This window comes from Paracoccus lutimaris (genome assembly GCF_003337565.1).
In the GTDB taxonomy this organism is placed as follows: domain Bacteria; phylum Pseudomonadota; class Alphaproteobacteria; order Rhodobacterales; family Rhodobacteraceae; genus Paracoccus; species Paracoccus lutimaris.
In genome coordinates this window covers 357,555-377,095 of the sequence record NZ_QPJL01000001.1, presented here as the reverse complement: position 1 = coordinate 377,095, position 19,541 = coordinate 357,555, and the positions used below count along the sequence as shown (strand labels likewise).

The following is a 19,541-nucleotide window of genomic DNA, read 5'->3' as shown; positions in this document are numbered from 1 at the left end:
AGGGAAGGGGCGGCCTGCTCAGGCCCCGGGATCGCGGTATTCGTGGGGAGTGCCCTGCCAGTCGCGGATCAGCCAGCGCCCCGGCGCGGTTTCATCCAGATAACCCGGCCCCAAGGGCACCTTGCCATGGCCGCCCGGCAGATCAAGGACATATTGCGGCAGGCAGGTGCCCGAAATGCGCCCGCGCAGGGCGGCCATGATCGCCTGCCCCTCGGCGATCGAGGTGCGGAAATGGCTGGTGCCGCGCGCCAGATCGCAATGATGCAGGTAATAGGGTTTGACGCGGTTGCGGATCAGCGCGCGGAACAGGTCGGCCAATGTGTCGGCATCGGCATTGACGCCGCGCAACAGCACGCTTTGGGACAGCAGGGGAATGCCCGCATCGGCCAACCGCGCCAAGGCGGCGCAGGCATCGGGCGTCAGTTCATTGGCGTGGTTCGTGTGCAGGACCAGCCAGACCGCCAGCCTTTCAGTGCGCAGTGCCGCGACCATGGCCGCGTCGATGCGGTCGGGGGCGACCACCGGAATGCGGGTATGGATGCGCACCACATCCAGATGCGGGATTTTTGTCAGCCGGGCCATCACGGCGGCGATGCGGCGGGGCGACAGCACCAAGGGGTCGCCGCCGGTCAGGATCACTTCATGGATGGCGGGGGTGCGGGCGATATAGTCCAGCGCCGCGGTCAGGTCGTCTTCGGGCAGGGTGCCGTCCTCGCCCACCACCTCGCGGCGGAAGCAGAAGCGGCAATAGACCTCGCAGGTCTTGGTGATGTGCAGGATCACCCGGTCGGGATAGCGATGCGTCAGGCCGGGGACGGGGCTGTGGATGTCGTCGCCGATCGGGTCCAGCAGTTCCTCGGGGCGGGTGTCCAGCTCGCGCGCATCGGGGACGAATTGCGCGGCGATGGGATCAGCGGCGGTGCCGGGCCGGGCGGCGGCCTGCATCGCCGGCGTCATGCGGATGCGGAATTCCGAGGCGACCTCTTCCAGCACTGCGGAGTCATCGCCGGGGGCAAGGCCCGCCTCGATCATGGCGGAAACACTGGTCAGGGGACGCATTGGGGGACGCTGGGGCACGGCGGCCTCGTTGGGGTGCAAAGGCGGGCGTCTAACGCAAGACGGCCCGCCCTTGCAAGTTTTCTCAGGCGCGGGCGGCGGCGCGCATCGCCGCGCGGCGGGCAACGCGCGCGCGGATCGCCTCGACATCGGTGATCGGGGTCGCGGCGAAAAGTTCGCGCGTATAGGGGTGCTTGGGGTCGGCAAAGACCGCCTCGCGCGTGCCCTGTTCGACTGCCTCGCCCCGGTTCATCACCAACACGTCATCGGCGATATAGCGCACCACCGACAGGTCATGGCTGATGAAGACATAGGCCAGATTGAACTCTTCCTGCAGATCCGCCAGCAGGTTCAGCACCTGTGCCTGCACCGACAGATCCAGCGCCGAGACCGGCTCGTCCAGAACCAGCAGCGTCGGGTTCAGCATCAGGGCGCGGGCGATGGCGATGCGCTGGCGCTGCCCGCCCGAGAACATATGCGGATAGCGGTTGAAATGCTCGGCCGGCAACCCGACCTTGACCAGCATCTCGCGCGCCCGGTCGCGGCGTTCGCTGGCGGGCGTGTCGGTGTTCAGAAGCAATGGCTCCATCAGCACGTCGCCGATCTTCTGGCGCGGGTTCAGCGAACCGTAAGGGTTCTGGAACACCATCTGCACCTTGGAGCGCATCTCGCGGGTCAGCTTTTCCTTGCCGATATCGATGGGCTTGCCTTCGATCAGCAATTCACCGCCGCTGGCCTGATCGATCAGTGCCACGATCCGCGCCAGCGTCGACTTGCCCGAGCCGCTTTCGCCCACGATGGCCAGCGTCTTGCCGCGTTCCACCGTAAAGCTGATGCCCTTGACCGCATGAACGGTCTTTGCCGGCCGCGTCAGCGAACCCGCGATATGGTAATCGCGCAGGATGTTCCGGCCTTCGACGACCACGCTCATGCCGATACCTCGCTGTCCAGAAAGCTGGCCACGGTGGGCAGCCGGTCGCCGGTGGCGTTTTCGGGCAGGGCCGAAAGCAGCGCGCGGGTATAGGGGTTCTTCGGGTTCTCGAACAGGCTCAGCACGTCGGCCTCTTCCATCTTCTTGCCCTTGTACTGGACCTGCACGCGGTCGGCGGTTTCGGCCACCACGCCCATGTCATGGGTGATCAGGATCAGCGCCATGCCAGTTTCCTCTTGCAACCGTATCAGCAGGTCGAGGATCTGCTTCTGGATGGTCACGTCCAACGCCGTTGTCGGCTCATCGGCGATCAGCAGGCGCGGATTGGTGGCAATCGCCATGGCGATCATCACCCGCTGCGACTGCCCGCCCGACATCTGGTGCGGATAGGATTTCAGCTTGCCCTCGGGGTCGGGCAGGCCGACCTGATTGAACAGCTCGATGGCGCGGGCGCGGGCCGCTTTGCGCGAAAGCCCGGCGTTGAAGCGCAGGACCTCCTCGATCTGGTAGCCGGCCGTGAAAGACGGGTTCAGCGAGGCGATGGGTTCCTGAAAGATCATCGTGATCTCGCGCCCGATGATCCGGCGGCGTTCTCGCGGGGTCATGGCCAGCAGGTTCTGGCCGTCAAAGGTCATCTCATCGGCGGTGACGATGGCGGTGTCGGGCAAAAGCCCCATCGCCGCCAGCATCGAGACCGACTTGCCCGAGCCGGATTCGCCCACGATGGCCAGAACCTCGCCCTTGTCGACGCGGACGTCGATGCCGTCCACGGCGGTAAAGCTGCCGGTCGAGGTGGCAAAGCGCACGGTCAGATTGCGGATGGTCAGAATCGACATGGCTCAGCTCCGCTTCAGTTTCGGGTCAAGCGCGTCGCGCAGACCGTCGCCCATCAGGTTGATTGCCAGCACCGAGATCAGGATGGCGAGGCCCGGGAAGGTCACGACCCACCATGCGCGCAGGATGAATTCGCGCGCTTCGGCCAGCATCGTGCCCCATTCCGAGGCCGGGGGCTGTGCGCCCATGCCCAGAAAACCCAGCGCGGCGCTGTCCAGAACGGCGCTGGAAAAGCTCAGCGTCGCCTGAACGATCAGCGGCGCAAGGCAGTTCGGCAGGATGGTTTTGAACATCAGGCGCAGGTTGCTTGCGCCCGCAACACGGGCGGCGGTCACATATTCGCGGGCCTTTTCGCCCATCACCGCGGCGCGGGTCAGGCGGGCGAAATGCGGCTGATAGACGATGGCGATGGCGATCATCGCATTGGTCAGGCCCGGCCCCAGAATGGCCACCAGCACCAGCGCCAGCAGCAGGGATGGGAATGCCAGCACCACATCCATGACGCGCATGATGACGCTGTCCACCCAGCCGCCATAGAAACCGGCGACCAGCCCGATGATGACGCCGCCGATCAGGGCGATGGCGACGACGACGATGCCGATGAACAGCGAATATTGCGCGCCATAGATCAGCCGCGACAGCATGTCCCGGCCGACCGCGTCGGTGCCCAGCAGAAAGCCGGCGCGGCCTCCCTCTTGCCAGACCGGCGGGACCAGCAGGGCGTCGCGATACTGCTGGTTCGGGTCATGCGGCGCGATCAGCGGCGCGAAAATGGCGGTCAGCACCAGCAGCACAAAGACGGCAAGGCCGATGACGGCGCCCCGGTTCTGGCTGAAATAGAACCAGAAGTCCTTGAGCATCTGCCGGCGAATGGCCGCGTCCGAGATTTTGACGGTTGTATCGGTCATTTGTGGCGGATCCTCGGGTTGATGAGACCATAGGTCAGGTCCACAAGCAGGTTCACGATCATCACGATGCCGGCGATCAACAGCAGCCCGCTTTGCACCACCGGATAGTCGCGGCGCGAGATCGAATCGATCATCCATTTGCCGATGCCCGGCCATGAGAAGATCGTCTCGGTCAGGATGGCGCCGGCCAGCAGCACGCCGACCTGCAGGCCGATGGTGGTGATGACCGGGATCATGGCATTGCGCAGCGCATGGACGCCAATGACGCGCGAGGGCGACAGACCCTTGGCGCGGGCGGTGCGGACGTAATCCTCGCCCATGACCTCAAGCATGGCGGAGCGGGTCTGGCGGGCGATGACCGCCAGCGGGATCGTCGCCAGCACGATCGAGGGCAGGATCAGATGGCTGAGCGCCGACATGAACGCGCCGTCCTGCCCCGACAACAGGCTGTCGATCAGCATGAAGCCGGTGACGGGCGGAAAGAAATACATCAGCGAGATGCGCCCCGAGACCGGCGTCCAGCCAAGGATGCCGGAAAACAGGATGATCAGCAGCAGTCCCCACCAGAAGATCGGCATGGAAAACCCGACCAGCGCCCCGGTCATCGAGATCTGGTCGAACCACGAGCCGCGCTTGATCGCGGCCAGCACGCCCACCGGCACGCCGATCAGCGTGGCGATCAGGATGGCGACCAGCCCCAGCTCGACCGTCGCCGGAAACAGCGTCAGGAACTCGGCCAGAACGGGCTTCTTGGTGACCAGCGAATTGCCCAGATCGCCATGCGCGAGCTGGTTCAGATATTGCAGATATTGCTGCCAGATCGGCTTGTCATAGCCAAGCTGGGCGGTGATCTCGGCGTAACGCTCGGGCGAGACGCCGCGTTCGCCGGCCATCAGCAGCACGGGATCGCCCGGCAGCAGGCGGATGAAGCCAAAGGCCACCAGCGTGATCCCGAAGACGGTCGGGATCAGATAGAGAAGTTTCGAGAGGATGAATTTTAGCATCGAGCCCTAACCTAAGGGCCGTGCGGGGGAAGTGCCCCGCACGGCCGCAAGAGTTGATGTCGCTTTGGCCTTATTCGGTCAGGTCGACGGTATCGAAGGTATAATCACCCAGCGGCGACTGCACGAAGCCGGTCACGTTCTTGGCCATCGGCACGTATTGGGTCGAATGCGCAAGCGTGGCCCAGGGTGCCTCTTTCTTGAAGATGACCTGTGCCTCTTCGTAAAGCTTGACGCGCTCGTCATGGTTCGAGGTCGCCTTGGCCTTGGCGATGATATCCGAAAACTCCTTGTTGCACCAGAAGGCGCGGTTGGCACCGCCCGGCTCGGCCGAGGCGCAGCTCAGCAGCACCGACAGGAAGTTGTCCGGGTCGCCATTGTCGCCGGTCCAGCCCAGGATGACGGCGCCCTTGCGGCCCGCTTCCATGGATTTCTTGAGGTATTCGCCCCATTCATAGCTGACGATCTCGACCTTGACGCCGACCTTGGCCAGATCGCTTTGCATCAGCTCGGCGGCGCGGCGGGCGTTGGGCATGTAGGGACGCTGCACCGGCATCGCCCAGATTTCCATGCTCAGGTCCTTGACGCCGGCTTCCTCCAGCATCTTCTTGGCGGCCTCCGGGTCGAAGGCGTCGTCCTCGATGGCGCTGTTATAGGACCACATGGTCGGCGGGATCGGGTTCTTGGCGACCTCGGCATTGCCCTGATAGACGGCCTCGATCAGCGCCTTCTTGTCCAGCGCCATGTTCAGCGCCTTGCGGACCTCGGGCTTGTCGAAGGGGGCGACGGTGGTGTTATAGGCCAGATAGCCCACGTTCAGGCCGGGCTGTTCATCGACTTTCAGGTTCGGATCGGCCTTGATGTCGGCCAGATCGGCGGGCGCCGGATAGGGCATCAGGTGGCATTCGCCGGCCTTGAGCTTTTGCAGACGCACCGAGGCATCGGGGGTGATGGCAAAGACCAGATCGTCGATCTTGGGCGCGGTCCCCCAATAGTCGGCGTTCTTCTGGTAACGGATCACCGCGTCCTTCTGATAGGCCACGAACTTGAACGGGCCGGTGCCGATGGGGGCGTTGTTCAGGTCTTCCTTGGTGCCGGCCTTGTCCAGCGCATCGGCATATTCCTTGGACACCACCGCGACGAAGGGCATGGCGATATTGGCCAGGAAGGGCGCTTCGGGGTGGTTCAGCACGAATTTGACGGTGTTGTCGTCGACCTTTTCGATGGACTTGATCAGCTTGTCCATTTCCATCGACGAATAATATTCATAGGTGATGCCGGCGATATACTGGTGCCACGGATCGTCGGCATTGGCCTGACGATTGAAGGTGAAGATCACGTCATCGGCGTTGAAATCGCGGCTCGGGGTGAATTTCTCGTTCGAGTGGAACTTGACGCCCTTGCGCAGATGGAAGGTGTATTCCAGCCCGTCTTCCGAGACTTCCCAGCTTTCGGCCAGCGCGGGTTCGATTTCGGTGGTGCCGGGCTTGAACTGGACAAGGCGGTTATAGACCGCATGGCCCGAGGCGTCGAAGGTCGTGCCGGAGGTATAGGGCGCGGGGTCGAAGCCCTCGGGCGAGCCTTCCGAGCAGTAGACGAAGGTTTTCGCATGCAGGGGTGCGGCGGCCATCAGGGCCAGCGCGGAAGCTGCAAGGAACCGGGTTGAGAAGATCGACATATTGCCTCCCATGTCTAGATTTATTCTCTGTGCAAAGATGCAAACCAATCCACGCTAAAGGTCAAGCCTTCTGCCATTGGGATAGGCAGATTTGCCCAAGTGACGCGACGAAACGACGAAGCGGCGGCCATGTGGCGCGCGTTCTGCCCGTTTTCGCACCATGCGGTTTCGCTGCGGATGTCCCGGCATCGCGCGGCGCGCGGGTGCTGGACCTTTGACCCCGCAGGATGCAATGGATAGGGCTGTCCGCACAGACGAGGAATCCATGCCCTTTACCATTGCCATCGACGGACCCGCCGCCTCGGGCAAGGGAACCATCGCGCGGGCGCTGGCCCTGCGTTTCAGCTTTCATCATCTGGATACGGGGTTGCTTTACCGCGCCGTGGGCGCGCGCGGCGGCGATCCGATTGCCGCCGCCAACAGCCTTTCGCCCGAGGATCTGGCGCGCGGCGATCTGCGCAGCGCCGAGGCCGGGCAGGCCGCCAGCCGTGTCGCAGCCATCCCCGAGGTGCGCGCGGCGCTGGTCGCGTTCCAGCGCGCATTCGCGCGGCAGGAACCCGGCGCGGTGCTGGACGGGCGCGATATCGGCACGGTGATCTGTCCCATGGCCGAAGTGAAGCTTTACGTCACCGCCAGCGATCAGATCCGCGCCCGCCGCCGCGCGCTGGAACTGGGCGCGGACGAGGCGCGGATGCTGGTCGAACTGCGCGAACGCGACGCCCGAGACGCGGCGCGCGACGTGGCGCCGATGCGCCCGGCGGATGACGCGATCCTGCTCGACACCAGCGAGATGAGCATCGAGGCCGCCGTGGCCCGCGCCGTCGAGACGGTGCGGCAGGTGCTTGCTTGAGCAGGCAGGCGGGGCAGGGCGCCTTGCCGGGGTCGCCGGGCGCGGCGGCTGTCGCGGCGCATGACGATGCCTATGCCCGCTATCTGGGGCGGCGGCATTTCGGATCGCTCGACGGGTTGCGCTGCCTGTGCATTCTGGCGGTGATCTGGCACCACAGCCCGCTGATGGATCCGGCGTCATCCGTGCAACTGCTGACGCGCGGCTTTGTCGGCGTGGACATGTTCTTTGTCCTCAGCGGTTTCCTGATCACCACGCTTTTGCTGCGCGAGGAACGCGACAGCGGCACGATCTCGCTTTCGGCCTTTTACTGGCGGCGGGCGCTGCGCATCCTGCCGGCCTATCTGCTGCTGCTGACCGCGATGTCGGTCTACTGGATCGGCGTCAAGGATCGGCACGAATTGCTGCCACTGGTGCCTTACTACCTGCTTTTCCTGGCGAATTTCCTGCGCGAGCAGATCCCGCTGATGTCGGTCACATGGTCGCTGTCGGTCGAGGAGCAATTCTATCTGCTCTGGCCGCTGACCATGGTGCTGCTGCCGCTGCTGGCATGGCGGCGGATCTTGCTGCTTTTGGGGGTGATCGCGGTTTTGCTGGCATTCGCCCTTGGCGCGGGCGCGGGAGGACTGCCGCGGCTCCAGACCCAGCACGCGGTCTTTGTGCTGCCGGTCATGTCCTTTGCCGCCTTGCTGAGCGGCGCCCTGGCGGCGGTGCTGCTGGATCAAAGGGCGGGCTTCCGGCTCTTATGGGCGGTCTGCGGCCATCGCGCCGCGTCGGCGGTTTTTCTGGCGCTGCTGCTGCTCTGGCTTCACGTCTCGCCTGAAAACCTCAAAAGCTGGCCGGGGGCGGTGATGTGCCTGCTCATGGCGCTGTTTCTGGTGTCGCTGGTGATGCGCGAGGACAATGCGCTGAGCCCGCTGCTGCGCTTTGCCCCGATCCGCCGCATCGGCGAAATCAGCTATGGGATCTATCTCTATCACCTGATCGGCCTGCATGTCGCCAATGAGCTGGTCGCCCGGCTGCTGCCGCAAGGGAACGGTGCCAATGTGCTGACAACGTTGATTTATCTGCCGATCACGCTGGTCATGGCCGAACTGAGCTTTCGCCTGTTCGAGCGCCGTTTCCTGATGCTGAGGCGGCGCCATCGCGGCGGCAGGCGCGGCCCGGTCCTTTAGCTGCGGTGAGCACACGCGGCTTGGGGTAAAACGGGGGTGAAAGCCTTGCAAATCCCCGCGATCACCGCTATACGGCGCCGGTCGGAACAAGAGATGGGGCCAGAACAGGCCGCTTCAGACAGGGTCGGGCCCAAGCCGCGACCCTTTCGCGCTTGACCCGGCGTCTACAAAAAGACCGGCGGAGACAACCGCCAGGCCGGAAAACCATGTAAAGGAAACTGGATATATATGTGCGCTAAAGCGACCATGGAGGAGTTCGAGGCCCTCCTGAACGAAAGCCTCGCCATTGACACCCCGGACGAAGGTTCGGTTGTCAAAGGCCGTGTCATCGCCATCGAAGCGGGGCAGGCCATCATCGATGTCGGCTACAAGATGGAAGGCCGCGTCGATCTGAAAGAATTCGCAAATCCCGGCGAAGACGCCAAGCTGGCTGTCGGCGATGAAGTCGAGGTCTATCTTGACCGCGTCGAGAACGCCCGTGGCGAAGCCTCGATCTCGCGCGAGAAAGCCCGCCGCGAAGAAGCCTGGGATCGTCTGGAAAAAGCCTATGCCGCCGAAGAGCGCGTCGAAGGCGCCATCTTTGGCCGCGTCAAGGGTGGCTTCACCGTCGATCTGGGCGGCGCTGTTGCGTTCCTGCCGGGTTCGCAGGTTGACGTGCGCCCCGTGCGCGACGCCGGCCCGCTGATGGGTCTGAAGCAGCCCTTCCAGATCCTGAAAATGGACCGCCGCCGTGGCAACATCGTCGTGTCGCGCCGCGCCATCCTGGAAGAAAGCCGCGCCGAGCAGCGCGCCGAAGTCATCGCCAACCTGACCGAAGGTCAGACGGTCGAGGGCGTGGTCAAGAACATCACCGAATACGGTGCCTTCGTTGACCTTGGCGGCGTTGACGGCCTGCTGCACGTCACCGACATGGCATGGCGCCGCGTCAACCACCCGTCCGAGATCCTGTCGATCGGCGAAACCGTCAAGGTTCAGGTCGTCAAGATCAACAAGGACACCCACCGCATCAGCCTGGGCATGAAGCAGCTTCAGGCCGATCCGTGGGATACGGTCGCCAGCAAGTTCCCGATCGGCTCGGTTCATTCCGGCCGCGTGACCAACATCACCGATTACGGCGCCTTCGTCGAACTGGAAGCCGGTGTCGAAGGTCTGGTCCACGTCTCGGAAATGAGCTGGACCAAGAAGAACGTCCACCCCGGCAAGATCGTCTCGACCTCGCAGGAGGTTGACGTCATGGTGCTGGAAATCGACGAAGCCAAGCGCCGCGTGTCGCTGGGTCTCAAGCAGACCATGCGCAACCCGTGGGAAGTCTTCGCCGAGACCCATCCGGTCGGCACCGTCATCGAGGGCGAAGTCAAGAACATCACCGAATTCGGTTTGTTCATCGGCCTTGAAGGCGATATCGACGGCATGGTCCACCTGTCGGACATCTCGTGGGATGCCCGTGGCGAGGACGCCATCCAGGACTTCCGCAAGGGCGATGTGGTGAAAGCCGTCGTGCAAGAGGTCGATATCGACAAGGAGCGCATCTCGCTGTCGATCAAGGCGCTTGAAAACGATCAGATGGCCGAAGCCGTCGAAGGCGTGAAGCGTGGCTCGGTCATCACCGTCACCGTGACGGCGATCGAGGAAGGCGGCATCGAGGTCGAATATAACGGCATGAAATCCTTCATCCGCCGTTCCGATCTGGCCCGCGACCGTCAGGACCAGCGCCCCGAGCGCTTCCAGACCGGCGACCACGTCGATGTCCGCGTCACCAACATCGACACCAAGACCCGCCGTCTGGGCCTGTCGATCAAGGCCCGCGAGATCGCCGAGGAAAAAGAAGCCATCGACCAGTATGGCAGCTCGGATTCGGGCGCCTCGCTGGGCGACATCCTGGGCGCCGCGCTGAAAAGCAAGGGCTGATCCCGGGACACGAAGACTTTGCGCCTCCGGCTTGTCCCGGGGGCGCTTTTGTTTTCTAATGGGCGAACTGCCCGGTTTGAAAAAATAACGCAACCATTTCAGAAGGCCAGCGTTCTGTGATTGATTGCTGCGCGCCCCTCATTACAATCGGCGTGGCAGAATGATTGTTGGAACAGCCAAGATTCAGGAACCACAATGATCCGATCCGAATTGATCCAGAAAATCTCTGAGGAGAACCCTCACCTGTTCCAGCGCGATGTTGAGCGCATCGTGAATACGGTGTTCGAGGAAATCATCGATGCCATGGCGCGCGGCGACCGGGTCGAACTGCGCGGCTTCGGGGCGTTTTCCGTCAAGAAGCGCGACTCGCGTCAGGGCCGCAACCCCCGCACCGGCGAATCCGTCAGCGTCGAGGAAAAGCACGTGCCCTTCTTCAAGACCGGCAAGCTTCTGCGTGAGCGGTTGAACGGCGAGGCCGAATAGGCCAGATTGGCCAAAGCGGCTTTTACGGGGTTGAACCATGCGCACGATCCGGATCTTTTTCGTCGTCACTCTGGCGATCGTGCTGATTTTGGTGGCAACGGCGAACCGCGCCCCGGTGACGGTCAGCCTGTTGCCGGAAAATATCGCGGCCTTCACCGGCCGGGCATGGACCGTGACCTTGCCCGCCTTTCTTGCGCTGTTTCTGGCCATGGTCTTTGGTGTCCTAGTCGGGTTGGTCTGGGAATGGCTGCGCGAGGCGCATCTGCGCGCCGAATCAAAGACCCGCGCCCATGATCTGGCGCGGTTGCAGCGTGAGGTGGGCGACCTGCGCCGCACCCATGCCGCCCCCAAGGACGAGGTTCTGGCGATTCTCGACGAGGCGGGGGCGCGCAAGCCTGCCCCGGCCTCGGGCAATACGCTGCCCGCGCCGCGCTGAACCATGTCCACTACCGTCAAGATCTGCGGGCTGACCTCGCCCGAGGGGGTTGCCGCCGCTGTGTCGGCCGGCGCCCGCTATCTGGGCTTTGTCTTTTTTGCCAGATCCCCGCGCCATGTCACGCCCGAACAGGCGGCGGCCCTGGCGGCCGAGGTGCCTTTGGGCATCGCCAAGGTCGGGCTCTTCGTGAACCCCGATGACGCGCTGTTGCAGACCGTGCTGGCGCAGGTGCCGCTGGACATGATCCAGCTTCACGGCAGCGAAAGCCCGGCCCGCGTCACCGAGGTGCGGGCGCTGACCGGCCTGCCGGTAATAAAGGCCGTGGGCGTGGCCGAGCCGCGCGACCTTGATGCGCTTTGGGATTACGGTCTGGTCGCCGACATGCTGCTGATCGACGCCAAGCCACCGAAAGATGCGGAACTGCCGGGCGGCAACGGGCTGGCCTTTGACTGGCGGCTGCTGGCCGGGCGCCAGATCCTCAAGCCCTGGCTGCTGGCCGGTGGCCTGACCCCGGAAAACGTCACCCAGGCGCTGCGCCTGACCCGGGCGCCGGGGGTCGATGTGTCCTCGGGTGTCGAAAGCGCGCCGGGCGTCAAGGACCCCGAGCGCATCCGCGATTTCATCGCCCGCGCCACGGCGCCGCTGCTGTGACCGCGTCAGCGCTGGGTTTTCGCCCGGCCACGCGCGCCGATGTCCCCGCCGTCATCGCGCTTCTGGCCGATGACATGCTGGGGCAGGGCCGCGAAACCGCCGATCTTGCCCCCTATCTCGCCGCTTTTGATGCCATGCAGGCCGAGGGTGCGAACCAGTTGATCCTCGGCGTGATCGGCGCGGAAATCGTCGCCTGCTACCAGATCACCTTCATCTCGGGCCTGTCGCTTTCCGCCGCCCGTCGCGCCCAGATCGAAGGCGTGCGCGTCGCCTCGGATCGTCGCGGCCAAAACATCGGCGAGGCGCTGGTCCATGACGCCGAGACCCGCGCCCGCGCCGCCGGCTGCACGCTTTTGCAGTTCACCACCAATCGCAGCCGCAGCGACGCACATCGCTTCTATGACCGGCTCGGCTTTACCGCCTCGCATATCGGATATAAGAAATCCCTCTGACGGGCTTCTTTCATGCCCAAATATCCATAGGACCGCGCCCGGGGAGAGCCATGGCCGAAGATCTCATCAACAGCTTCATGACCGGTCCGGACGAACAGGGCCGCTTCGGCATTTTCGGCGGCCGCTTTGTCAGCGAGACGCTGATGCCGCTGATCCTTTCGCTCGAGGCGGAATATGAGCGCGCCAAGACCGATCCCAGCTTCTGGGCCGAGATGGACGACCTGTGGGAACACTATGTCGGCCGCCCCAGCCCGCTTTACTTCGCCCCCCGCCTGACCGAGGAGCTGGGCGGCGCAAAGATCTATCTGAAGCGCGAAGAGCTGAACCATACCGGCAGCCACAAGATCAACAACGTGCTGGGCCAGATCCTGCTGGCGCGGCGCATGGGCAAAAGCCGCATCATCGCCGAGACCGGCGCCGGCCAGCACGGCGTCGCGACCGCGACGGTCTGCGCCCGCTTCGGGCTGAAATGCGTGGTCTATATGGGCGCCCATGACGTCGAGCGGCAATCGCCCAACGTCTTCCGCATGAGGCTTCTGGGGGCCGAGGTGGTGCCGGTGACCTCGGGCCGCGGCACGCTCAAGGACGCGATGAACGACGCGCTGCGCGATTGGGTGACCAATGTGCGCGACACCTTCTATTGCATCGGCACCGTGGCCGGCCCGCATCCCTATCCGGCGATGGTGCGCGATTTCCAGTCGATCATCGGCCGCGAAACCCGCGCCCAGCTTGCCGCGCAAGAGGGCGAGGGGCGCCTGCCCGACAGCGTCATCGCCGCGATCGGCGGCGGCTCGAACGCCATGGGCCTGTTCCATCCCTTCCTTGACGATCGGTCGGTGCGCATCATCGGGGTCGAAGCCGGCGGCAAGGGCGTTGACGCGCGCATGCAGCATTGCGCCAGCCTGACCGGCGGCCGTCCGGGCGTCTTGCACGGGAACCGCACCTATCTGCTGCAAGACGGCGAGGGCCAGATCCTTGAGGGCCATTCGATCAGCGCCGGTCTCGATTATCCCGGCATCGGCCCCGAACATGCCTGGCTCAAGGAACAGGGCCGGGCCGAATATGTCAGCGTCACAGATGACGAGGCGCTGGCCGCCTTCCAGACGCTGTGCCGGCTGGAAGGAATCATTCCGGCGCTGGAACCCAGCCATGCGCTCGCGCATGTCATCAAGATCGCCCCCGACCTGCCGCGCGACCATATCATGGTGGTGAACCTGTCGGGCCGGGGCGACAAGGACATCTTCACCGTGGCCAAGCATCTGGGCCACGACATCCAGGGCTGAGCAGAGGCGGGGGCGTGATCGCCCCCGCTTTCGCCTATTCTGTTTTCGCTTATTCTGCGGCGCGTGCCTCGGCCACCAGTTCCGCCAGATCGGCGGTGCTGAGATAGCCAAAGACGGCGCGCTCACCGATGACGAAGCTGGGCGTGCCGACCAGCCCGATCTCATCGGCCAAGGACAATGAGCGGTCGATCTGCGCGGTGATCCGGCGCGATGTCATGTCACGCTGCAGACGCTCGACATCCAGCCCGACCTCGCGCGCGACGCGCAGGACGGATGCCTCTTCGGCCTTGCCCTTCATCGACATCAGCGCCTGATGGAACTGGGGATATTTGCCCTGTTCCTTGGCGGCCAGCGCCGCCATCGCGGCATAGCGCGAGCCCTCGCCAAAGATCGGGATCTCATGGACGACCAGCTTCAGCTTGGGGTCGGATTTCAGCAATGCGGCGACCTCGGGCATGGATTTGCGGCAAAAGCCGCAATTGTAATCCGAGAACTCGACCAGCACCGTCTTGCCCCGGGGATTGCCCATGACCGGGGCATCGGGGTCATTGAAGACCGCATTGCGGACGGCGGCGATTTCCTCGTCGCTGCGATCCTGCGCCGCGACCGGCGCCGGAAAAACGGCATAAAAAAGCGAGGTGGCAACGGCGGCGATTGTGCTGCGCATGCGGCTTCCTTTCCTGTGGCCCCCATTGAAAGCCATCACAGGTCCCGATGGTCAAGCGCCAGCGCATGATATTTCCGTGCCCCGGGTGGCGGAAAGGGCGCATGAGGCGCGCCCCGCCGCAGGGATCATTTCCAGATCGGCGCGTGCCGGTTCACGTCCTTGTAAAGCAGATAGCGGAAATTTCCCGGCCCCCCGGCATAGCAGCATTGCGGGCAGAATGCGCGCAGCCACATGAAATCGCCGGGGCCGACCTCGACCCAGTCGCGGTTCAGGCGATAGACGGCCTTCCCTTCGATCACGAACAGCCCGTGTTCCATGACATGGGTTTCGGCGAATGGGATCGAGCCGCCGGGGGTGAAGGTCACGACCGTGATATGCATGTCATGGCGCATATCCGTGGGGTCCATGAAGCGCGTCGTGGCCCAGCTGCCATTGGTGTCGGGCATCGGTATCGGCGCGATCTCGCGGTCGCTGGTGATGATGACATCGGGCTTATCCAGCCCCTCGACCACTTGCCAGCGCTTGCGCCACCAGTGAAAGCGCGAGGTCTCGGCACCGTTTTTCACCGACCATGCCATGCCCGCCGGGATATAGGCGAAGCCGCCCGGCGTCAGCTCATGGTCGCGGCCGTCGATGGTCAGGGTGATGGCGCCGTCGGTGACAAAGATCGCCGCCTGCACGCCCGCGTCATCCTCGGGGCGGGCTGAGCCGCCGCCGGGGGCAAGCTCGACGATATACTGGCTGAAGGTTTCGGCAAAACCCGACAGGGGCCGCGCGATGATCCACATGCGCATGCCCGTCCAACCCGGCAGGAAGCTGGTAACGATGTCGCGCATCGTGCTGGCGGGGATGACGGCATAGGCCTCGGTAAAGATGGCGGTGTCGGTCGACAGGTCCGTTTGCGGCGGCAGGCCAGCGAAGGGTCCGGCATAGGTTCTGGTCATGGGCTTCTCCATGGCGGTTCAGTTCGTGCCCAGAAGCTGCTGCAGGCGCAGGGTGCCGATGCGGGCCACCTGACGCTCGGCCTCGGCGCGTTCGGTCCGGGTGTCATTGTCGATGCGGGCGCGCATGGCGGCCATGATCCCCGGCTTGTCATGGTCGCGCACGGCGATGATGAAGGGAAAGCCGTGCTTGGCGACATAGGCGGTGTTCAGGCGGTCGAATTCGGCCCGTTCGCCATCGGTCAGGCTGTCGAGCCCGGCGCTGGCCTGTTCCGAGGTGCTGTCTGCGGTCAGGCGCTTGGCGGCGGCAAGCTTGCCGGCCAGATCGGGGTGCGCCAGCAGCACGCCCAGCCGCTCCTGATCGCTGGCCGCGCGGAAGATCTGCGCCATGCGCGCCGCAAGCCCGCCCGCGGTGTCGTGGATGGCGCCCATTTCGGCGTCCCAGACCCGCTCGGCGATCCAGGGCGAATGCTCATAGATGCTGCCGAATTTCTGGACGAAGGCGTCGCGCTCCATCTGCGAGGGCCGCTCGCGCGACTGCCAAGGATGGGTCTTGGCCCAGTGCCGGGCGATATCCAGACGGGTCGCGAACCAGACGCCCTGATGGGCGCGGGCATGTTCGATGAATTTCTGCACCGCGATGGCGCGGCCGGGACGGCCCACCAGCCGGCAATGCAGCCCGATCGACATCATCTTGGGCGCGCCGGCCGCGCCTTCGGCGTAAAGCACATCGAAGCTGTCGCGCAGATAGTCAAAGAACTCGACCCCGGTGCCAAAGCCCTGACCGCTGGAAAAGCGCATGTCATTGGCATCCATCGTATAGGGCACCATCAGCTGCGCCCGGCCCTGATGGACATGCCAATAGGGCAGGTCGTCGGCGATGGTGTCGGCCAGATATTCAAAGCCGCCTTCCTCGCAGCCAAGCGCGACCGTGTTCATCGAGGTGCGGCCCTGATAAAAGCCGCGCGGGCGCTCGCCGGTGACGCGGGTATGCAGATCGACGGCACGGGCGATATGTTCGGCCTCGACCTCGCGGGGGATGTCGCGATAGTCGATCCATTTCAGCCCGTGGGTGGCGATTTCCCAGCCCGCGGCCTGCATGGCGGCGACCTGTTCGGGCGCGCGCTCCAAGGCGGTCGCGACGCCGTAGACGGTGATCGGAATGTCCTTCAAGAGCCGGTGCAGCCGCCAGAACCCGGCCCGCGCGCCATAGTCATAGATGGATTCCATGTTCCAGTGCCGCTTGCCGGGCCAGGGCTGGGCGCCGATGATTTCGGACAGGAACGCCTCGGAGGCGGCGTCGCCATGCTCGATGCTGTTTTCGCCGCCTTCCTCGTAATTCATCACGATCTGGACGGCGATCCGGGCATTGCCGGGCCATTGCGGGTCAGGGGTGTTTTCCCCGTAACCGATCATGTCGCGGCTGTATCGCATCCTTGCGTCCCTTTCCCCAATCTGGCCCTGCTTTCACACATCATCATGCGGGGGTTATAGGCAATGGCGAAATTCTATATACAGAACACGAAATTCATTGAAAATCATGATCTTCAAATTTCAATTGAAACTCTGTCGCCAGACCCGGGATTTGCGTTGAAGATCGATGCCTCTACTCTGTCCGCTGCGGCGCTGTCGTCGCCCAAGGGGAGGAATAATGCTGGAAAAGCAATTCGGGCTAGCGGCCCATGGCACGAGCGTCAGGACCGAGGTGATCGCCGGGATCACCACCTTTCTGACCATGGCCTATATCATCTTCGTGAATCCGGACATCCTGTCCTCGACGGGAATGGACCGGGATGCGGTCTTTGTGGCCACCTGTCTGGCGGCGGCGCTGGGATCGGCGATCATGGCGCTCTGGGCGAACTGGCCCATCGGCATGGCGCCGGGCATGGGGCTGAACGCCTTTTTCGCCTTTACCGTGGTGGGGGCGCTGGGGTTCACCTGGCAGCAGGCGCTGGGGGCGGTGTTCATCTCGGGTCTGGTGTTCCTGTTTCTGTCGGTGACCGGCATCCGGCGCTGGCTGATCGCGGGGATCCCGACCTCGATGCGCAGCGCCATCGCGGCGGGGATCGGCATGTTTCTGGGGCTGATCGCGCTGAAGAATGCGGGCATCGTTGTCGATCATCCGGCCACGCTGGTGGGGCTGGGCGATCTGACCCAGATCGGCACGCTCTTGGCCATCGCGGGGTTCTTCATCATCGCGGCGCTGGACGCGCTGCAGGTGCGCGGCGCGATCCTGATCGGGATTCTGGTGGTGACGGTGCTGTCGATCATGCTGGGGGCGAGTGCGTTCGGTGGCGTGATCTCGATGCCGCCCTCGATCGGGCCGACCTTTCTGCAGCTGGATATCGCCGGCGCGCTGACGGTCGGGATCTTTCACGTCATTCTGGTCATGGTGCTGGTCGAGGTCTTTGACGCCACCGGCACGCTGATTGGCGTCGCCAAGCGCGCAGGTCTTTTGACCGAGGGGCCGGCCCATACCAACAAGAACCTGGGCCGGGCGCTGATGGCGGATTCGACGGCGATCCTTGCGGGGTCGGTTCTGGGCACGAGTTCAACCACCGCCTATGTCGAAAGCGCCTCGGGCGTGCAGGCGGGCGGGCGCACCGGGTTGACGGCGCTGGTCGTCGCCGGGCTGTTCCTGCTGGCGATGTTCTTTGCGCCGCTGGCCGGCTCGGTTCCGGCCTATGCCACGGCGCCGGCGCTTTTGTATGTCGCCTGCCTGATGCTGCGCGAGTTCGAGGAGATTTCCTGGAGCGACGTGACAGAAAGCGCGCCCGCGGTGCTGACGGCGCTGATGATGCCCTTCACCTATTCCATCGCCAATGGTCTGGCCTTTGGCTTTGTCAGCTATGCGCTGATCAAGCTGCTGACTGGACGCGCGCGCGAGGTGCATCTGGCGACCTGGATCGTGGCGGGGCTGTTCGTCATCCGCTTCGCGTTCTTTGTCGAATGAATAAAGCGGGGGCTGTCTGCTGGACGGGAGCCGAATATTCCAGAACGCGGAACGCGATCGACTGGAATGATCCCGGCCAATCAGCCCCCGGTCCCTACCGCGCCAGATCGCGCGGCCGCAGCATCAGCCACAGCAGCGCGCCACCCGCCAGCACCAGAAACGGCAGCATGGCCAGGTTGACCGCGTTCCAGCCCTCTTGCGGCGACCCGCCCATACAGTTCATCAGCCCGCCCGAGGACAGCGAGGCCAGAAACACCCCGGCAAAGACCACGGCGTCGTTCAGCCCCTGCACGGTCTCGCGCTCTTCGGGGCGATAGGCGCGGGTCAGCATCGAGGTCGCGCCGATATAGCCGAAATTCCAGCCCAGCCCCAGCATCGCCATGGCGATGAAGAAATGCGAAAGCTCAACGCCCGCCAGCGCCACCGCGCCGGCACCGGCCAGAATGGCCAGTCCCAGCATGACGATCCGCGCCGCGCCGAAACGCGCGATCAGGTGTCCGGTAAAGAATGAGGGCGCGAACATCGCCAGCACATGGCCCGAGACGATATTGGCCGCGTCCGAGGTCTGGAACCCGCATCCGACCACCGCCAGCGGCGCCGAGGTCATCACCAGGTTCATCAGCGCATAGGACACCATTCCGCAGATCATCGCCACCGCGATCTGCGGCACCCGGATCAGCGTCCCGACCGAGCGGCCCTGCGGCCCTCCGGCGACGGGCGCGGGCGGGCGCGGAATGTCGAGGAAGGCGAACAGGACCGGCCCCAGCAGATTCAGCCCGATGATCGCGGCATAGGTGGGCAGAAACGGGATCGCCGTCAGATCCGAGGTCATCCTGACCAGTGCCGGCCCGGTGATCGCGGCCGCAAGCCCGCCGGCCAGCACCCAGGAAATGGCGCGGGACTGGAATTCCGGCGGCGCACAATCGGTCGCGGCAAAGCGGTAGAAACCCTGCGCCGCCATATAGATTCCGGTCAGCAACCCACTTGCCATGAAAATCCAGAAATTGCCGACCATCAGCGCATAGGCGGCGCTTGCCGCCCCCAGCGCCCCCGCGCCGCAGGCCAGAACGAACCCCGCCCGCCGACCGTGCCGGCGCATGAAGGCCGATAGCGGCCGCGCCGACAGCGCCGAGCCAAGGATGATCATCGACAGGGGCAGGGTGGCGATACAGGGGTTCGGGCTGAGCATCTGGCCAGCCAGCCCGCCGACGATGAAGATCATCGACATCTGCGCGCCCAGGATCGCCTGCGCCAACAGCAGGACGACGACATTGCGCCGCGCCCGGCGCATTGGGTCCTCTTCGGGCGCGGTCATGTCGGACTGGGCTCTCACGGCA

At 64.4% G+C, this 19,541-nt stretch carries 19 protein-coding genes; 9 read left to right on the top strand and 10 right to left on the bottom strand.

Going from position 1 to position 19,541, the window contains the following annotated elements; genetic code table 11:
* Positions 1 to 18 precede the first annotated feature (18 nt).
* The 6 genes from DFP89_RS01770 to DFP89_RS01745 form a co-directional block, all read right to left on the bottom strand.
* A complete protein-coding gene (locus DFP89_RS01770) occupies positions 19 to 1,059 on the bottom strand; it encodes a lysine-2,3-aminomutase-like protein (protein ID WP_114347653.1) in 1,041 nt (346 codons plus the stop codon).
* Between the two features lie 82 nt (positions 1,060 to 1,141).
* Positions 1,142 to 1,987, bottom strand: coding sequence for an ATP-binding cassette domain-containing protein (locus tag DFP89_RS01765; protein WP_114347652.1), 846 nt, complete (start codon positions 1,985 to 1,987; stop codon positions 1,142 to 1,144).
* Positions 1,984 to 2,823, bottom strand: coding sequence for an ABC transporter ATP-binding protein (locus DFP89_RS01760; RefSeq protein ID WP_114347651.1), 840 nt, complete (start codon positions 2,821 to 2,823; stop codon positions 1,984 to 1,986). The genes DFP89_RS01765 and DFP89_RS01760 overlap by 4 nt, the downstream gene beginning before the upstream one ends.
* 3 nt (positions 2,824 to 2,826) lie before the next feature.
* The gene (locus tag DFP89_RS01755; RefSeq protein ID WP_114347650.1) at positions 2,827 to 3,729 is read right to left on the bottom strand and encodes an ABC transporter permease subunit; all 903 of its coding nucleotides are present in this window, start codon (positions 3,727 to 3,729) and stop codon (positions 2,827 to 2,829) included.
* Entirely contained in the window at positions 3,726 to 4,733 is a 1,008-nt protein-coding gene (locus DFP89_RS01750; RefSeq protein ID WP_114347649.1) for an ABC transporter permease subunit, read from the bottom strand. The genes DFP89_RS01755 and DFP89_RS01750 overlap by 4 nt, the downstream gene beginning before the upstream one ends.
* A 70-nt stretch (positions 4,734 to 4,803) precedes the next feature.
* On the bottom strand, positions 4,804 to 6,408 hold the full coding sequence (locus DFP89_RS01745) for an ABC transporter substrate-binding protein (RefSeq protein WP_114347648.1): 1,605 nt from the start codon (positions 6,406 to 6,408) through the stop codon (positions 4,804 to 4,806).
* A gap of 265 nt (positions 6,409 to 6,673) precedes the next feature.
* On the opposite strand from DFP89_RS01745, the gene DFP89_RS01740 reads away from it, so the two are divergent.
* From DFP89_RS01740 to trpB, 8 genes are all read left to right on the top strand, one after another.
* On the top strand, positions 6,674 to 7,258 hold the full coding sequence (locus tag DFP89_RS01740; protein ID WP_114347647.1) for a (d)CMP kinase: 585 nt from the start codon (positions 6,674 to 6,676) through the stop codon (positions 7,256 to 7,258).
* Positions 7,255 to 8,430, top strand: a complete 1,176-nt coding sequence (locus DFP89_RS01735; protein WP_114347646.1) for an acyltransferase family protein — start codon at positions 7,255 to 7,257, stop codon at positions 8,428 to 8,430. Before DFP89_RS01740 ends, DFP89_RS01735 begins: the two co-directional genes overlap by 4 nt.
* A 228-nt stretch (positions 8,431 to 8,658) precedes the next feature.
* Positions 8,659 to 10,338: a 30S ribosomal protein S1 gene (gene rpsA / locus DFP89_RS01730; RefSeq protein WP_114347645.1), complete on the top strand. Its 1,680-nt coding sequence runs from the start codon at positions 8,659 to 8,661 to the stop codon at positions 10,336 to 10,338.
* A gap of 195 nt (positions 10,339 to 10,533) precedes the next feature.
* Positions 10,534 to 10,821, top strand: coding sequence for an integration host factor subunit beta (ihfB, locus tag DFP89_RS01725; RefSeq protein WP_114347644.1), 288 nt, complete (start codon positions 10,534 to 10,536; stop codon positions 10,819 to 10,821).
* A 37-nt stretch (positions 10,822 to 10,858) separates the two neighbouring features.
* Complete coding sequence (locus DFP89_RS01720; protein ID WP_114347643.1) at positions 10,859 to 11,257, top strand: lipopolysaccharide assembly protein LapA domain-containing protein; 399 nt, start codon at positions 10,859 to 10,861, stop codon at positions 11,255 to 11,257.
* Between the two features lie 3 nt (positions 11,258 to 11,260).
* Complete coding sequence (locus DFP89_RS01715) at positions 11,261 to 11,908, top strand: phosphoribosylanthranilate isomerase (protein WP_114347642.1); 648 nt, start codon at positions 11,261 to 11,263, stop codon at positions 11,906 to 11,908.
* Positions 11,905 to 12,360, top strand: a complete 456-nt coding sequence (locus DFP89_RS01710; protein ID WP_245948564.1) for a GNAT family N-acetyltransferase — start codon at positions 11,905 to 11,907, stop codon at positions 12,358 to 12,360. Before DFP89_RS01715 ends, DFP89_RS01710 begins: the two co-directional genes overlap by 4 nt.
* 50 nt (positions 12,361 to 12,410) lie before the next feature.
* Positions 12,411 to 13,643, top strand: a complete 1,233-nt coding sequence (gene trpB, locus DFP89_RS01705; protein WP_114347641.1) for a tryptophan synthase subunit beta — start codon at positions 12,411 to 12,413, stop codon at positions 13,641 to 13,643.
* Positions 13,644 to 13,692: 49 nt separating this feature from the next.
* Here trpB and DFP89_RS01700 read toward each other — a convergent pair whose 3' ends face one another.
* The 3 genes from DFP89_RS01700 to puuE all read right to left on the bottom strand — a co-directional run bounded on the left by DFP89_RS01700 (position 13,693) and on the right by puuE (position 16,685).
* Positions 13,693 to 14,310 carry a DsbA family protein gene (locus DFP89_RS01700; RefSeq protein WP_114347640.1) on the bottom strand — a complete coding sequence of 206 codons (618 nt, stop codon included), beginning with the start codon at positions 14,308 to 14,310 and terminating at the stop codon, positions 13,693 to 13,695.
* A gap of 125 nt (positions 14,311 to 14,435) precedes the next feature.
* Complete coding sequence (locus DFP89_RS01695) at positions 14,436 to 15,254, bottom strand: bifunctional allantoicase/(S)-ureidoglycine aminohydrolase (protein WP_114347806.1); 819 nt, start codon at positions 15,252 to 15,254, stop codon at positions 14,436 to 14,438.
* An 18-nt stretch (positions 15,255 to 15,272) separates the two neighbouring features.
* The gene (puuE, locus tag DFP89_RS01690; protein ID WP_114347639.1) at positions 15,273 to 16,685 is read right to left on the bottom strand and encodes an allantoinase PuuE; all 1,413 of its coding nucleotides are present in this window, start codon (positions 16,683 to 16,685) and stop codon (positions 15,273 to 15,275) included.
* Between the two features lie 217 nt (positions 16,686 to 16,902).
* On the opposite strand from puuE, the gene DFP89_RS01685 reads away from it, so the two are divergent.
* A complete protein-coding gene (locus tag DFP89_RS01685; RefSeq protein WP_114347638.1) occupies positions 16,903 to 18,204 on the top strand; it encodes an NCS2 family permease in 1,302 nt (433 codons plus the stop codon).
* Positions 18,205 to 18,298: 94 nt separating this feature from the next.
* On the opposite strand, the gene DFP89_RS01680 is transcribed toward DFP89_RS01685, so the two are convergent.
* Positions 18,299 to 19,519 (bottom strand): MFS transporter, encoded by a 1,221-nt coding sequence (locus tag DFP89_RS01680; protein WP_114347637.1) that lies wholly within the window; start codon positions 19,517 to 19,519, stop codon positions 18,299 to 18,301.
* Between the last annotated feature and the right edge of the window lie 22 nt (positions 19,520 to 19,541).

Coding starts and splice junctions, on each gene's coding strand:
- DFP89_RS01770 (WP_114347653.1), bottom strand. CDS start 1,059: ATGCGTCCCCTGACCAGTGTTTCCGCCATGATCGAGGCGGGCCTTGCC.
- DFP89_RS01765 (WP_114347652.1), bottom strand. CDS start 1,987: ATGAGCGTGGTCGTCGAAGGCCGGAACATCCTGCGCGATTACCATATC.
- DFP89_RS01760 (WP_114347651.1), bottom strand. CDS start 2,823: ATGTCGATTCTGACCATCCGCAATCTGACCGTGCGCTTTGCCACCTCG.
- DFP89_RS01755 (WP_114347650.1), bottom strand. CDS start 3,729: ATGACCGATACAACCGTCAAAATCTCGGACGCGGCCATTCGCCGGCAG.
- DFP89_RS01750 (WP_114347649.1), bottom strand. CDS start 4,733: ATGCTAAAATTCATCCTCTCGAAACTTCTCTATCTGATCCCGACCGTC.
- DFP89_RS01745 (WP_114347648.1), bottom strand. CDS start 6,408: ATGTCGATCTTCTCAACCCGGTTCCTTGCAGCTTCCGCGCTGGCCCTG.
- DFP89_RS01740 (WP_114347647.1), top strand. CDS start 6,674: ATGCCCTTTACCATTGCCATCGACGGACCCGCCGCCTCGGGCAAGGGA.
- rpsA (WP_114347645.1), top strand. CDS start 8,659: ATGTGCGCTAAAGCGACCATGGAGGAGTTCGAGGCCCTCCTGAACGAA.
- ihfB (WP_114347644.1), top strand. CDS start 10,534: ATGATCCGATCCGAATTGATCCAGAAAATCTCTGAGGAGAACCCTCAC.
- DFP89_RS01720 (WP_114347643.1), top strand. CDS start 10,859: ATGCGCACGATCCGGATCTTTTTCGTCGTCACTCTGGCGATCGTGCTG.
- DFP89_RS01715 (WP_114347642.1), top strand. CDS start 11,261: ATGTCCACTACCGTCAAGATCTGCGGGCTGACCTCGCCCGAGGGGGTT.
- trpB (WP_114347641.1), top strand. CDS start 12,411: ATGGCCGAAGATCTCATCAACAGCTTCATGACCGGTCCGGACGAACAG.
- DFP89_RS01700 (WP_114347640.1), bottom strand. CDS start 14,310: ATGCGCAGCACAATCGCCGCCGTTGCCACCTCGCTTTTTTATGCCGTT.
- DFP89_RS01695 (WP_114347806.1), bottom strand. CDS start 15,254: ATGACCAGAACCTATGCCGGACCCTTCGCTGGCCTGCCGCCGCAAACG.
- puuE (WP_114347639.1), bottom strand. CDS start 16,685: ATGCGATACAGCCGCGACATGATCGGTTACGGGGAAAACACCCCTGAC.
- DFP89_RS01685 (WP_114347638.1), top strand. CDS start 16,903: ATGCTGGAAAAGCAATTCGGGCTAGCGGCCCATGGCACGAGCGTCAGG.
- DFP89_RS01680 (WP_114347637.1), bottom strand. CDS start 19,519: ATGACCGCGCCCGAAGAGGACCCAATGCGCCGGGCGCGGCGCAATGTC.